The organism is Rhodopseudomonas sp., assembly GCF_048594845.1.
Classification (GTDB): domain Bacteria; phylum Pseudomonadota; class Alphaproteobacteria; order Rhizobiales; family Xanthobacteraceae; genus Rhodopseudomonas.
On sequence record NZ_JBMDXE010000345.1, the window covers coordinates 20,922 to 34,597 of the forward strand.

Below are 13,676 nucleotides of genomic sequence, written 5' to 3' on the forward strand. Positions count from 1 at the left end.
ATCGAACGCACTGCCCTCACCGTCGCCCTTCTCACCGCGCTGATCGTCGCCGCGCCGGTGATCAGCCTAGCCATCACCGCGCTGCAGCCGGCGGCGGATATCTGGCCGCATCTGATCGCCTACGTGCTGCCCCAGGCGCTGCGCGACACCGCAGCTCTGCTGCTCGGCGTCGGCACGCTGACGCTGCTGATCGGCACCGGCACAGCCTGGCTGGTGTCGTCGCACGATTTTGCCGGTCGCACGCTGCTGCTCTGGCTGATGCCGCTGCCGCTGGCGGTGCCGACTTATTTGTCGGCCTATGTGTATGTCGATTTGTTCGAGCCGCTCGGCCTGGCGCATCGCATGTTGACGCTGGCGATGCCGTCGACCGACGCGGTGCGTTGGCTGCCGCAACTGCGCTCGCTTCCTGGCGCGGTGCTGCTGCTGTCGGCCGTGCTGTATCCTTATGTGTACTTGTCGGCTCGCGCGGTGTTTGCGGCGCAGAGTGCGGATCCCATCGAGGCGGCGCGGACGCTCGGTGCGTCGCGCTTCACCATCCTGCGCCGCGTCGTGCTGCCCATGGCGCGGCCGGCGCTGGCGGTCGGCGTGGCGCTGGCGGCGCTGGAGACGCTGAACGACATCGGCGCCAGCGAGTATCTCGGCGTACGCACGCTCACTGTCTCGGTGTTCACGACCTGGCTCAACCGCGGCAGCCTCGCCGGCGCCGCCCAGCTCTCGCTCGTGCTGCTCGGCTTCGCGGCGCTGCTGATCGCGGTCGAACGCCTCGGTCGGCGGAGCGTGAATACCGAACTGTCCGCCGAAAACCCGCGGCTGCGCGCTCGCCATTCACTGCGCGGCGCGAAGGGCGCGCTCGCCTGCGCGGCGTGTTTCGTTCCGGTGCTGCTCGGCTTTCTGGTCCCGGCGGGATACCTGCTCGGCGAGAGCCTGCGCCGCGCCGTCGCCGGTCGGATCGAGGACGCGCTGTGGCGCGACGCGCTGCACACGGTGACGCTGGCGTCGATCGCGACGCTGCTGGCGCTCGGGCTGGCGCTGATCGTGATCCTTGCCGCGCGGTGGCGTCCGAGCCGCGCCGCGACGACGGCAGCGTCGATTGTCCAGCTCGGCTATGCGTTGCCGGGCTTGGTGCTGGCGCTCGGCCTATTGGCGCCGCTGCTGGCGCTCGATGGCGCGATCGCGACGGCCGCGCAGACGCTCGGCCTCGCCTCACCCGGCCTGCTGTTGATGGGGTCGGGCGGCGCCGTGGTGGCCGCCTATGTGATCCGCTTCCTCGCGGTGCCGACCGGGCTGCTCAAGGCCGGCTTCGACCGCATCCCGCGCGACTACGACGACTCGGCCCGCGCCGCCGGCGCGTCGCGGCTGCTGACGCTGGCGAAGATCGACCTGCCGTTGCTGTGGCCCGCGCTGGTCGGCGCGGCGATCCTGGTGTTCGTCGATTGCCTGAAGGAACTGCCGGCCACGCTGCTGCTGCGGCCGCTGAATGTCGAGACACTGGCCACCTCGATCTACCAATACGCCAGCCGCGGCAGCTTCGAAGACGGCGCCCTCGCCGCTCTGATCATCGTCGCCGCCAGCATCCCGCCGGTGATCTGGCTGACGCGGTTTTCGGACCGGGGGGAGTGAAACTGCAGGGTGGGCAAAGCGAAGCGTACCCACGCTTGGCGACAAGGTCGCGCGGGCGAACGGCGTTGCGCACCTTAGGGCAGCTTCGCCACTCTGCCGCCCTCATCCCGTGGAAATGGAACCGCGAACCGATGCGGCGATGCGCAGCACCGGCTGGTTTCGGCGGACCCTCGCGCCTATAATTCGCTTGCCATGACGGAAGCTCGGATGTTTCGCCTTGCCATCAGATTGAGCCTCGCCGCCGCCCTGCTTTGCCTCGGCGCGCAGGCCGCGTCGGCGCAGTCGGCGCCGATTCGCTATTGGGTGCCGGGTGGCCCGTTCGGTTTCGGCGGCGGGGCGACAGAAAGCTGGCAGCCGCTGAACTGGAGCGACGTCCCCGGCTTCGCCGCCTCCGAGCCGGACGAGGATGGCTTCCGCACCGGATTCGTGGCGCGGGCGTACAGTGCCCCCGTGAATGCGTTCAGTAGCGGCCTCACCTGGCGCGGTGTCGGCGGGATCGGCGGCGCGGGCGCGTTCGGCAATTTCGGCTCGCTGGCGCTCGAAGGCGCGCAATACGGCTACAACTTCAAGGGCGTCGGCGATACGCCGATGACGCTGTTCGGCGGCGTCGATCAGCTCAAGTACCAGCCCGACGTCTTCACCTCGCTGACCTCGCCGGGTTTCTCGGGCAGCAACACCGCAGCGACCGCCGTTCATGCCGGCGTCGAGATCCGCCCGACCTCGAATCTCAGCCTGTCGTTCTCGGCCGGCTACGTACAGCCGAACGGCGCGGTCGACAGCGACATCCGCTCCAATCTGATGCCCGGCGAGTCGCCGATGTTCTCAGGCGGACGACGCTAGGAAATCCACCACGATTCGGTTGAACGCCTCGGGATCGGTCACGGTGACGCCGTGGCCGCCTTCCGGCATGACGACCAATTCCGCATGAGGCAAACCTGTGGCAAGTTGTTGCGAGCAGGTCCACGGCACCAGCGTGTCGTCCTTGGTGGCCAGCACCAGCGTGCGATGTCCGATTTCGCCCAGCCGGACTGCGACGTCGAAGCGCAGCAGCGCGGCGATGCGGCGCTCGATGTTGTCGGCGCCCTGGAAGTGCTTGACGCCGTGCGCCACCTCCTCCGCGACGCGCGCATCGTGCTCGACCAGCCAGGCCGGTGGATACAGGAAGATCGGCTGCGCGCGAACATAGGCTTCGACGCCGACATGGCGCAGCAGATCGCGGCGCACGTCGAAGCAGCGCTTGCTGTGCGGATTGGGCGCCGCCCAGGCGTTGACCAGCACAAGGCGATCGAGCAACTGCGGCGCGCGCAGCGCGAGTTCGAGCCCGACCAGGCCGCCGAGCGCGTGGCCCATGAAGTGTGAGCGTTCGATGCCCAGCGACTTCAGCATCGCGATCACTTCGTCGGCCATGTCGCCGATGCTGTAGCCCTCCGGCAACGCCGCCGGATTACGGCCGGTGCCGCGATGATCGTACAGCACGACGCGAAACATATCGGTCAGCGCGGCGAATTGCGGCTGCCAGAACGCGCCGGCGCCGCCGAGGCCTGCGGACAGCACGATGGTGGGCGCATCGTTTTCGGTGCGGCCGATGATCTCCGCGGTGAGAACGGAGCTGCCAGTTGCTGCCATGCCGTTCACGCCGCCAGATCGATGCCGAGTTCGGACCAGATGGTCTCGTACAACGCGGTGAATTCCGGCAGCTTGCGGATCTTCAGCGGATGACGCTGCTCCGGCGCGATGTTCACCGGATGGATCGACTTCACGCGGCCCGGGCGGCTGGTGATCACCACGATGCGGTCCGCCATAGTGATCGCCTCGCCGACGTCGTGGGTCACCAGGACGACGCTGCATTGCCGCTCGCGGATGATGCGCAGCACGTCGCTCTGCAGCACCAGCCGGGTCTGGCTGTCGAGCGCCGAGAACGGCTCGTCGAGCAGGATCACGTCCGGGCTGAAGGCGAGCGTGCGCATGAATGCCACGCGCTGCCGCATGCCGCCGGACAGCTCGGACGGGTAGCTGTGCTCGAAGCCCTTCAGGCCATAGCTCTCGATCAGCTCGTGCGCGATCGCCTCGGCCTTCTTGCGCGGCGTGTTGCGCACCTGCAGGCCGATGATCACGTTGTCGATCACCGTGCGCCACGGCAGCAGCAGATCCTTCTGCAGCATATAGCCGACATGGCCGGTGGCGCTGTGCACCGGCTCTCCATTGACTTCGACACGGCCGTCGGTCGGCTTCAGCAGACCGGCGATGATGTTGAACAGCGTGGTCTTACCGCAGCCGGACGGCCCGACAATGGCGACGATCTCGCCGCGGTGGACCTGAAAGCCGATGTCGGCGATCGCCGTCACCGGCGCCGCATTGGCGGCCTCGAAAGTCATCCCGACCTTCTCGGCGTTGAGCACGATGTTGGCGTCAGACATGAGCATGGGTCCCGATCGGATGAGCGGCAAGGAAGTCGAGCGTGAGGTTGTTGAACGCCTCCGGCTCGACGCGGGAATAAGCGTGGCCACCACGCGGCACTTCGATGAGTTCGGAGCCGACGATGCGCGCGGCGATCAGTTCTGACGAATATGGCGGCGTCAGAATGTCGTCCTGCGCCACCAGCACCAGCGTCGGGCAGCGGATGTCGTCGAGATAGCGCAGCCCGTCGAACGCCATGATACCTTTGGCGCGTGCATCCATGATGTTGCGTGATGGCGTCGCGGCGACCGCAGCCGCGACTTCGCGCTCGAGCTCGGCCTTGTGGTCGCGCACATAAGTCGGAGGGTACAGGAACAACGGCGTGGCGCGGTGATATTCGGCCTCGCCCATGGCGCTCAGGATACGCCTGCGCATGCTGAGGCACTGCTCCATCTGTGCGTCGAGTTCGGCCCAGGTGGCGTACAGCACCAGGCTGGCGATCCGCTCCGGCGCCTTGGCGCCGAGCACGATGCCCATCGCGCCGCCGGTGGAATGGCCGACCAGATGCGCCTTGTCGATCTTCAGGTGATCCATCAGCCGCAGCAGATCGTCGGCGAGCAGCTGGACCGAATAATCCATCTCGGACCGCGTGCTGCCGCCGGTGCCGCGGTGATCGTGCAAGACGACCCGATGACGCGCAGCGAAGCCCTGGACATTCGGCGCCCAATAGCCCGCCGAGCCGCCGAGCCCGGCGACCAGCAGCACCGGCTCGCCGGAGCCGACGATCTCGTAGTGCAGCGCAACGTCCGACAATTGAGCGATCGGCATGGCGGACCTCAGCGCCACTTCATCCGGCGTTCGACCCAGCCGACGGCGCTGTCAAGCAGCACCGCCAGCAGCATCAGGGCCAGAATTCCGCCCCACACCGCGTTGAGGTTGTACAACGTGCCGGCGTAATAGATCTGATAGCCGAGGCCCTGGTCGGCCGAGATATACTCGCCGACCACCGCGCCGATCATCGCGAAGCCGATGTTGAGGCGGAACGCCGAGGCGATCCACGGCAGGGAGCCGGGCACAATCACCATGCGGAACATCTGCAGCCGGCTGGCGCCGAGCGCCTTGAGCATCTTCAGGTAGTCGCCGTCGATTTCCTGCGTGCCGGCGTAGCTGGTGATCATCGCGACAATGAAGGTGATGATGGCGGCCACGGCGATCTTGGATTCGATGCCGACGCCGAACCACACCACGATCAGCGGCGCCAGCGCGATCTTCGGCAGGCCGTTGAGCGCGATCAAGATCGGCCGCAGCACCGCGGCAGCAGTCGGCGACAGCCAGAGCAGTAGACCGGCCGCGGAGCCGGCGATGCTGCCGATCAGGAAGCCGAGGATCGATTCCTTGGCGGTGACCCAGGTGTCGTTGAGGAGCGAGCCGGTGGTGAAACCCTTGACCAGCTCGCGCCAGATGCCGGTCGGCTGGCCGTAGAGATAGACCTTGATCCACTCGGCGCGGATCGCGACTTCCCACAGCAGCAGAAAGCCGCCGATCAGCAGCAGTTGCAGGACAAGGATCTTGCCCCGCGCGAACCACGGCGCGGAGATCGAGCGTTGCGAGGCTTTGGCCGGCTTCCGGTCGGCTGTCTGCTCGGGCATGCGACCTACGATCTCCGCGTTGGCCATGGTCAGCTTCCGACGTAAGCGGTGGTCGCGATCTCGACCAGAAACTCTGGTCGTACCAGCGGCGTCTGGATGCAGTAGCGCGCCGGCGGAGTCTCCGGGAAGTACTCCTTGTAGACCGCGTTCATCGCTGCATAGTCGGCGAGATCCTTCAGGAAGATCTGGTTGAACACCACGTCCTTCATGGTCCCACCGCCGGCTTCGATCACCGACTTGATCGATTCCAGCACGAAGCGGGTCTGCGCGGTGGCGTCGCCGGTGCCGACGGTCTCGCCTTTCGGGCCGATCGCCAGCGTGCCGGACACATAGATGAAACCGCCGGCTTTGGTGCCGGGGCTGTAGGGCGCCAGCGGTGGCGGCGAACCCGGGGGGATGATCACTTCGAACGGCATGGACACTCCTTGGTTGTCGGAAGCGAGGATCAGGCGGCGATGCTGGAAGCGAGCGCCTGGGCGACGTCGTCGACGGTCGAGCTCCAGCCGAAGAAACTCTCGACGTTGTAGATCGTCGCCTGCTGGCAGAACTCCGGGCCGGCCTGATAGCAGGCGTCGCGCACCAGAATCGGGAAGTACTCCTTGAAGAACGCGTCGCGGATGGTCGACTCGACGCAGACATTGGTGGCGACGCCGCACACCAGCAGCGTGTCGATCCGCCGGCTGCGTAGCAGGCTGTCGAGGGCGGTGCCGGCGAAGCCGCTGTAGCGCGGCTTCGGCACCACCAGATCGTTCGACTCCGGCTTCAGCTCCTTGACCAGCTCATAGTCCCAGCCGCCGCGGGTCAGCAGCTTGCCGGCGAGTTCGGGACGGCTGCGCATCAGCTTCAGCGAATTGCCCTTACGCTGATTGACGGAATGCGGGCCGCCGGCTTCCTTCAGCTCCGGATCCCAGCCGTTCTGCAGCCAGATCACCTGGATGCCGGCGCCGCGCGCGGTCGAAACCAAGCGCGAGATTGCCGGGATCACTTTCTGGGTCGGCGCCAGATCGACACCGAGATGCGAGAAGTAACCACCCGGCGAGCAGTAGCCGTTCTGCATATCGACGACAATCAGCGCGGTTGCGGCGGCGTCGAGATCGAAGGCTTCGGGCCGGGCAGACAATTGCTTGGACATGTTGCTCTCGATGTTCAGCCGGCCTTGCCGACCTTGGCGGTCGCCTTTTCGGCGAAGCTGTTGTCGACCATTTCCTCGTAAGGCCGCGCGGACTTGATCGAGCCGCCGGCGAGTTCGAACGCCATGTCGGTGTCCCACTCGGCCTTGGAGATGGTCGGGTTCTTCGGAATGGCGGTGGAGTTGTCGAGGAGATTGCCGGCCGCGGAGCGGATCACCGACTCGGCGACCTGCGGGAATTCGGCGACCGAAGCTTTGACGAACAACTCGCGGTCGGTGTGCAGCGCCGCCTGGGCTTCGGCCAGCGCGTCGCAGAATGCCTGCACCATCGCCGGATCCTTCTCGATCACGCTCTTCTGCGTCATCGCGGTGGTCCAGGACAGCGGACCGATGATGTCGGCGAAGGCGAATACCGGCTCGAGGCCGAACTTCTCCTTTGCGATCGAGACGTCCCATTCGAACATCGTGGCGAAGTCGGCGCGTCCGTCGAGCACGGCCTGCGCCTGCGCCCCCTGCGGCAGCTGCAGGAACTTGACGCCGCCCGCCTCCGGATCGAAACCGCCGCGATCCTTCATGGCGAAGGTCGGAGTCTGGATGGTGGAGGACGGGAAGCGCAGCGTCGCGATCGTCTTGCCCTTGAAATCGGCGATGCTGCCGACCTTGGTGCCGGGCTTTGCGACCGCCCACATCGCGACGCCGCCGACCACCTTGGCGATGTTGCTGACCTTGGCGCCCTCGTTGACCGCGTTGACCGACATGCCGGCGCCGGTCACCGCGAAGCTGGCATTGCCCGACAGCACCACCGGCAGTGCCAGCGCGATGCCGCCCGCGGAGCTGACGGCAACGTCGAGGCCGTGCTTCTTGAAGAAGCCACCATGCTTGGCGGCGTAGACCGAAACGTACATGCCGAGGTGGATCGCCTCGGAGACCTTGATGGCGTTCAGCGATTGGGCGGCGGCGGGGCCGCCGAGGCGGTCGAAAGCCGCGACGATGGCGGCTGCACTCGCCCCCAGCAGAACGGTTCGCCGCGAGGCGGCGCCGGTGAACAGCTTGGTGCCTTTGCGCTCAGATTTCACGACGTGTCCTCCGTTTGGGCCTGTGGGCACCAGACTAAGGAGGGAGCGTCTGTTCCGAAAAGTCGAGAATCGGTCATGTGATCTTGCCGAAAAGGCAACACCTCAGCCCGGCTTCCTCTTTCGGGAAAGGCCGCGGATGGCGTCCGCGAGCGCCTTGAGGAACTCCTGCGGCGCATGTGGCAACGGCCGATCGCGATGGATGCTGATGCTGGACCGCGCGGCCGCGAAAGCCGGATCGGCGATCGGGATCGCCCTCAGCGCGTCGGAATGCAATTCGGTGATCACCGTCAGGGCGGGCATGAAAGCGATCACCTGGCCGGTCGCGGCCATCCGCTTGGTGAGCTCCAGCGAGTTCGTGGTGACCAGGACCTGCGGGGTACGCTGCCGCTTGGCGATCGCGCGTTCGAACACCTGACGCAGGCCGAAACTGTGCTCGGGCAATGCGATCGTCTGAGTGCAGATATCGTCGAGCGTCAGCGAGGCGCGGCTGGCGAATTCATGCGTCGGTGCCACCAGGCAGGCGATCGGCTCGACATGCTCGGCGATCACTTCGATCTCAGGCCGCGGCGTCGCGTTGAAGGTGATGCCGATATCGGCTTCGTCTTCGAGCAGGGCCTCGATGATGCGGTCGGTCGATCCGGTCTGTATGCGAAAGGTGACGGCCGGATAGCGGTGATGGAAGTTGGCGAGCAGATCGGGCAGCAGCCCGGATACCAACCCTTCGATCACGAACAGCGAGACCTCGCCGCGCCGCAGCCCGCGTAGATCGTCGATCTCGTTGCGGGCGCGATCGAGGTTGCGGAAAATGCGATTACTCTGCCGGGCAAGGACCTCGCCGGCCGGCGTCAGTTGCACGCCAACCTTGGAGCGCTCGAACAGCACGGCATCGAGTTCGTGCTCGAGCTGCGCGATCTGCCGACTGACCGCCGAGGGCGCGACGTGAAGCCGATCGGCCGCCTTGCGGATCGAGCCGAGCTTGGCGACCTCGTTGAAGTAACGCAGGGTCAGAAAGCGCACGCGACCTCATCGGATGGAGGAGACCTCAGAAGCACCCAATCTGCACAGCGGATCCAGCGTCATCCTGAGGTGCGCGCCGGTACGGCGCGCCTCGAAGGATGAGCCGCATGCACGGGGCCGCTGCGTCCCGCGCGGCCCCATCCTTCGAGGCTCGCTACGCTCGCGCCTCAGGATGACGGCGTTCGCGACGTGGCTATGCCGGCGACATGCCGGCCGCCTCCTACGCGTTCTTCAGCGCGACACGGAAGTCGGCTTCGGTCTTGGCCTTGACCTCGTCGAGCGTGACGCCGTCGGCGAGTTCGATCAGGGCCATGCCGTCGTTGCCGTGCTTGTCGATGGTGAACACGGCGAGATCGGTGACGACCATGTCGACAACGCGCTCGCCGGTCAGCGGCAGGTTGCAGGTCTTGAGCAGCTTCGGGCCGTCCTTGGCGGAATGCTCCATCACCACGATGACGCGCTTGACGCCGGCGACGAGGTCCATCGCGCCGCCCATGCCCTTGACCATCTTGCCAGGGATCATCCAGTTGGCGAGATCGCCGTTCTGGTCGACCTGCATGGCGCCGAGGATCGACAGGTCGATGTGGCCGCCGCGGACCATCGCAAAGGAGTCGGCCGAGGAGAAGTAGCTGGTCGACGGCAGCTCGGTGACGGTCTGCTTGCCGGCGTTGATCAGGTCCGGATCTTCCTCGCCCTCATACGGGAACGGGCCCATGCCGAGCATGCCGTTCTCGCTCTGCAGGACGACGTCGACGCCGTCGGGGATGTAGTTCGACACCAGCGTCGGAATGCCGATGCCGAGATTGACGTAGAAACCGTCGCGCAATTCCTTGGCGGCGCGCGCCGCCATCTGTTCGCGGGTCCAGGCCATCGGGATTCTCCTCAGCTCGCCGCGGTTTCGGGGCGCTTGCGCGTGGTGCGCTGCTCGATGTGTTTCTTGGCGGTGCCGACTTCGATGATGCGCTGAACGAAGATGCCCGGCGTGTGGATATGATCGGGATCGATCTCGCCGGCGGGCACGAGGTGCTCGACTTCGGCGATGGTGATCTTAGCTGCGGTGGCCATCATCGGATTGAAGTTGCGAGCGGTCTTTCGGTACACGAGGTTACCAGCGGTATCGCCCTTCCAGGCGTGAACGATCGCAACGTCTGCGAACAGGCCGCGCTCCATCACGTACTTCTCGCCGTCGAACTCACGCACTTCCTTGCCCTCGGCCACCAGCGTGCCGACGCCGGTCTTGGTGAAGAACGCCGGGATGCCGGCGCCGCCGGCGCGGATGCGCTCGGCCAGCGTGCCCTGCGGGCAGAATTCGAGTTCGAGTTCGCCGGCGAGATATTGCTGCGCGAACAGTTTGTTTTCGCCCACATAGGACGAGATCATCTTCTTGATCTGCCGCGTTTCCAAAAGCCGGCTGAGGCCGATGCCGTCGACGCCGGCATTGTTCGAAACGACGGTGAGATCCTTGACACCGGACTCGCGCAACGCGTCCGACAGCGTCTCGGCGATGCCGCACAGCCCGAACCCGCCGGACATGATCATCATGCCGTCCCGCAGGATTCCGGCGAGTGCCGTTTCGGCGTCGGGATAAACCTTGTTCATGGAGCAGGGACCTGATGAGAGGGGCTGTTCTGCGAGTGGGTCTATTCAGCAAAAACCGCGCAGGCCGTCAATTGCGCCCACATGCTGCGACCCGGAAGGCCTTGAAAGAGACAAGAAAACCGATCAAGTTGCCGGCCGAACCGGGGCCGGCGGGCCCTGCCTCATCCTTGCCCACAGATCGATCCGGATAGTCTTGGCGATGGCCCAAGGAATCAAGCGCCTCGGGATATCGGTTGCGGCGCTCATCGCCATAATCGTGATCGGTGCGCTGGTGCTGTCGCTGCTGATCGACCGCGGGGCGATGCGTCAGGCTGTCGAGTCCCAACTGCGCGCCGCGACCGGGCTTGATCTGGCGATCGACGGCGACATCGATGTCTCGGTGTTTCCGCGCAGCTACGTCACCTTCAAGTCGGTGCGGTTGAAGGGCAACGGCGACGGCGGACCCGACAGCGCGCTCAGCGTTGATACACTCACCGCCAATCTCCGGCTGCTGCCGCTCCTGCTCCGCCGCTTCGAGATCGCCGACATCACGATGATCCAGCCGACCATCCGCGTCGTCCGGGACGCCGACGGCGGCAGCAACTGGACGCCCTTCATCAAGAGCCTGACGCGGACGATGAAGCCGGGTCTCGACGATCAGGTGTCGTTTTCCGAGATCCGGCTGCAGGATGGCGTGCTCAGCTATCGCGACGATGCCGGCCACGTTCTGGAAAACATCAGTGACATCGACCTGTCGCTGGCGTGGCCCTCGATTTCGCGCACCTTCGCAGCTACCGGTCAGTTCGATTGGCGCGGCGAGCGCATCGACGGCAGCATCAGCGTCAACGATTTCATCGCGGCCCTGGCGGGCGACCGCTCCGGCCTCAAGCTGCGGCTCGCGGGCGCGCCGATGAAGATCGCGTTCGACGGCGTGATCGGCAATAAATCCAGCCTGGTGCTGGAGGGCACCCTCTCGGCCGACAGCGCGTCGCTGCGCAACGCGCTGCGCTGGGCCGGACCGGAGCCTCCCGGCGCCGGCGGCTTCGGACGCTTCGCCATGAAGGCGCGCGCCAACTTGGTCGGCCCGTCTGTGGCCCTCACCAACGTCAATATCGAGTTCGACAAGAACGTCGCCGAAGGCGTGATGACCTACACGATCGCGGGAGGCCATCAGGGCCTGCAGGCGACGCTGGCCGCCGGCTCGATCGACGCCACGCCCTACATCTCGACGATCCGGCTGCTGGCCAGCGGCGCGCGCGACTGGAACCGGCAGCTGTTCGATCTCGGCTCGGCCAACCCGGTCGATCTCGACGTCAGGCTCTCCGCCGCCAAGGTCGTGCTCGGCTCCTCGACGCTCGGGCGCACCGCGCTCAGCGCCAATCTGCGCGGCGGTGCACTGGCGCTCAGCGTCGGCGAGGCTCAAATCTATGGCGGCATCGTCCAGGGCACGCTGGGCGTGTCGCGGCGCGACAACGTCGCCAACATCAAGACCCAGTTCCAGTTCAGGGACGTCGATCTCGAAGCCTGTGCGTCCGACCTGCTTGGCGTGCGCAACCTGTCGGGTCGCGGCAATCTCAGTATCGCGCTGGAAGCGTCGGGCTCGAGCCCGTTCGGCCTGGCGCAATCGCTCGACGGCTCGGCGCTCCTCACCGGCCATGACGGCGCCATCACCGGCTTCAACGTCGAGCAGTTGCTGAAGCGGCTGGAGCGCCGGCCGCTGTCCGGCGGCGGCAATTTCCGCAACGGCAAGACGCCCTTCACCACCCTCAACGTCGCCGTGCGCTTCAGCGACGGCGTCGCCACCGCCGATGATATCCGGATCGAAGGCCCGACGGCGAAGATCTCGCTGACCGGCATGGCCTCGGTGCCGTCGCGCGAATACGACCTCAAGGGCGTCGCGAGCCTCGCCAATACGCCCGGTGCGCCCGGCTTCAACCTGCCCTTCATCGTCGAAGGGCCGTGGGACGATCCGCTGATCTTCCCCGATCCGGAAAGCCTGATCCGCCGCTCCCCCGCCTCCGCACCACTGCTCGACGCCGTGAAGGACAAGAAGACCCGCGACGCGGTGCGCTCGGTGCTCGAGCGCATCACCGGCGGCGGAAGGAAGCCCGAGCCGGACGCGGCCGAACCTTCGGCAGACGCTCCCGCCGCCGCGACGCCCGATGCCGCACCGAAGGCGAACTGATTAGTTTCACCACACATCGCCGACCGTCATCCTGAGGTGCTCGCCGGCTTCGGCGAGCCTCGAAGGATGACAGCCGCGAGTGCCTTTGGCCCATCCTTCGAGGCGCGCAAGAGCGCGCACCTCAGGATGACGCAATGCCGGTGTTGAGTCGGTTTCTGCTCACATCGGCGCAGCGTTGTCGGCCTGGGCTTTCGACAGCTTCGACGCTAACGACGCGATCACGATGGCAACCGTTACCACCGCGACGATCAGCGTGCAGATCGCATTGATCTCCGGCTTCACGCCGAGCCGCACTTCCGAGTAGATCCGGATCGGCAGCGTCGCCGAACCCGGGCCGGTGGTGAAGCTCGCAATCACCAGATCGTCGAGCGACAGCGCGAAAGCCAGCATCCAGCCGGCGGCGATCGCCGGCCAGATCAGCGGCACGGTGGCGCGGAGGAACGCTTCGACCGGGCCGCAGCCGAGGTCCATCGCGGCCTCCTCGACGCTGCGGTCGAGTGCGTGCAAGCGCGACTGCACCACCACGGCGACGAAGCACATCGTCAGCGTGGTGTGGGCGATCATCACGGTCCAGAATCCGCGCTCGGCATTGAGCGCGACGAACAGCAGCAGCAGCGACAGCCCGGTGATCACTTCGGGCAGCACCAGCGGCGCGTACAGCATGCCGGAGAACAGCGTGCGGCCGCGGAAGTGCCCGGCGCGCGACAGGGCCACCGCCGCCAGCGTGCCGAGCACGGCTGCTGCAGTCGCCGAGGCAAGCGCGACGCGCAGACTCATCCACGCCGCCGCCAGCATCGCGTCGTCCTGAAACAGTTCTCGATACCACCGAAGCGACCACCCGCCCCACACCGTCACCAGGCGCGAGTCGTTGAACGAGTAGATCACCATGATGACGATCGGCAGATACAAGAATGCCAACCCGAGCGTCAGCGAGACGAGGTTGAAGCGGGACAGTTTCATGGCGCGCCGCCTTCTCCCTCCCCCCTTGCGGGGGAGGGTCGGGGTGGGGGGTAGCCACGAGGCAA

Annotated in this window: 14 protein-coding genes; 3 read left to right on the forward strand and 11 right to left on the reverse strand. The window is 66.2% G+C overall.

The features are described 5' to 3' along the window. Together ACOJTD_RS23250 and ACOJTD_RS23255 are read left to right on the forward strand one after the other, a co-directional pair. Positions 1-1,620: an ABC transporter permease gene (locus tag ACOJTD_RS23250; protein WP_420135225.1), complete on the forward strand. Its 1,620-nt coding sequence runs from the start codon at positions 1-3 to the stop codon at positions 1,618-1,620. A 192-nt stretch (positions 1,621-1,812) separates the two neighbouring features. After that, entirely contained in the window at positions 1,813-2,460 is a 648-nt protein-coding gene (locus tag ACOJTD_RS23255; protein ID WP_420135211.1) for a hypothetical protein, read from the forward strand. Here ACOJTD_RS23255 and rutD read toward each other — a convergent pair. The 10 genes from rutD to ACOJTD_RS23305 form a co-directional block, all read right to left on the reverse strand. Continuing rightward, positions 2,443-3,246: a pyrimidine utilization protein D gene (rutD, locus tag ACOJTD_RS23260; RefSeq protein ID WP_420135212.1), complete on the reverse strand. Its 804-nt coding sequence runs from the start codon at positions 3,244-3,246 to the stop codon at positions 2,443-2,445. The two genes, ACOJTD_RS23255 and rutD, sit on opposite strands and share 18 nt — an antisense overlap. A 5-nt stretch (positions 3,247-3,251) precedes the next feature. Then, positions 3,252-4,037: an ABC transporter ATP-binding protein gene (locus tag ACOJTD_RS23265; protein ID WP_420135213.1), complete on the reverse strand. Its 786-nt coding sequence runs from the start codon at positions 4,035-4,037 to the stop codon at positions 3,252-3,254. Then, the gene (locus ACOJTD_RS23270; RefSeq protein WP_420135214.1) at positions 4,030-4,845 is read right to left on the reverse strand and encodes an alpha/beta fold hydrolase; all 816 of its coding nucleotides are present in this window, start codon (positions 4,843-4,845) and stop codon (positions 4,030-4,032) included. The genes ACOJTD_RS23265 and ACOJTD_RS23270 overlap by 8 nt, the downstream gene beginning before the upstream one ends. Positions 4,846-4,853: 8 nt before the next feature. After that, the gene (locus tag ACOJTD_RS23275; RefSeq protein ID WP_420135215.1) at positions 4,854-5,693 is read right to left on the reverse strand and encodes an ABC transporter permease; all 840 of its coding nucleotides are present in this window, start codon (positions 5,691-5,693) and stop codon (positions 4,854-4,856) included. A gap of 2 nt (positions 5,694-5,695) precedes the next feature. Continuing rightward, positions 5,696-6,082, reverse strand: a complete 387-nt coding sequence (rutC, locus tag ACOJTD_RS23280) for a pyrimidine utilization protein C (RefSeq protein ID WP_420135216.1) — start codon at positions 6,080-6,082, stop codon at positions 5,696-5,698. A 29-nt stretch (positions 6,083-6,111) separates the two neighbouring features. Then, positions 6,112-6,798: an isochorismatase family protein gene (locus ACOJTD_RS23285; RefSeq protein WP_420135217.1), complete on the reverse strand. Its 687-nt coding sequence runs from the start codon at positions 6,796-6,798 to the stop codon at positions 6,112-6,114. Between the two features lie 14 nt (positions 6,799-6,812). Further along, complete coding sequence (locus ACOJTD_RS23290; RefSeq protein ID WP_420135218.1) at positions 6,813-7,871, reverse strand: ABC transporter substrate-binding protein; 1,059 nt, start codon at positions 7,869-7,871, stop codon at positions 6,813-6,815. A 102-nt stretch (positions 7,872-7,973) separates the two neighbouring features. Next, positions 7,974-8,888: a LysR family transcriptional regulator gene (locus ACOJTD_RS23295; protein WP_420135219.1), complete on the reverse strand. Its 915-nt coding sequence runs from the start codon at positions 8,886-8,888 to the stop codon at positions 7,974-7,976. A gap of 220 nt (positions 8,889-9,108) precedes the next feature. Next, positions 9,109-9,759, reverse strand: coding sequence for a CoA transferase subunit B (locus tag ACOJTD_RS23300; RefSeq protein ID WP_420135220.1), 651 nt, complete (start codon positions 9,757-9,759; stop codon positions 9,109-9,111). An 11-nt stretch (positions 9,760-9,770) separates the two neighbouring features. Beyond that, the gene (locus ACOJTD_RS23305; protein ID WP_420135221.1) at positions 9,771-10,487 is read right to left on the reverse strand and encodes a CoA transferase subunit A; all 717 of its coding nucleotides are present in this window, start codon (positions 10,485-10,487) and stop codon (positions 9,771-9,773) included. 199 nt (positions 10,488-10,686) lie between these two features. Here ACOJTD_RS23305 and ACOJTD_RS23310 point away from each other — a divergent pair, with 199 nt between their 5' ends. Further along, the gene (locus ACOJTD_RS23310; protein WP_420135222.1) at positions 10,687-12,651 is read left to right on the forward strand and encodes an AsmA family protein; all 1,965 of its coding nucleotides are present in this window, start codon (positions 10,687-10,689) and stop codon (positions 12,649-12,651) included. A 159-nt stretch (positions 12,652-12,810) separates the two neighbouring features. On the opposite strand, the gene ACOJTD_RS23315 is transcribed toward ACOJTD_RS23310, so the two are convergent. Then, a complete protein-coding gene (locus tag ACOJTD_RS23315) occupies positions 12,811-13,611 on the reverse strand; it encodes an ABC transporter permease (RefSeq protein WP_420135223.1) in 801 nt (266 codons plus the stop codon). Positions 13,612-13,676 lie beyond the last annotated feature (65 nt).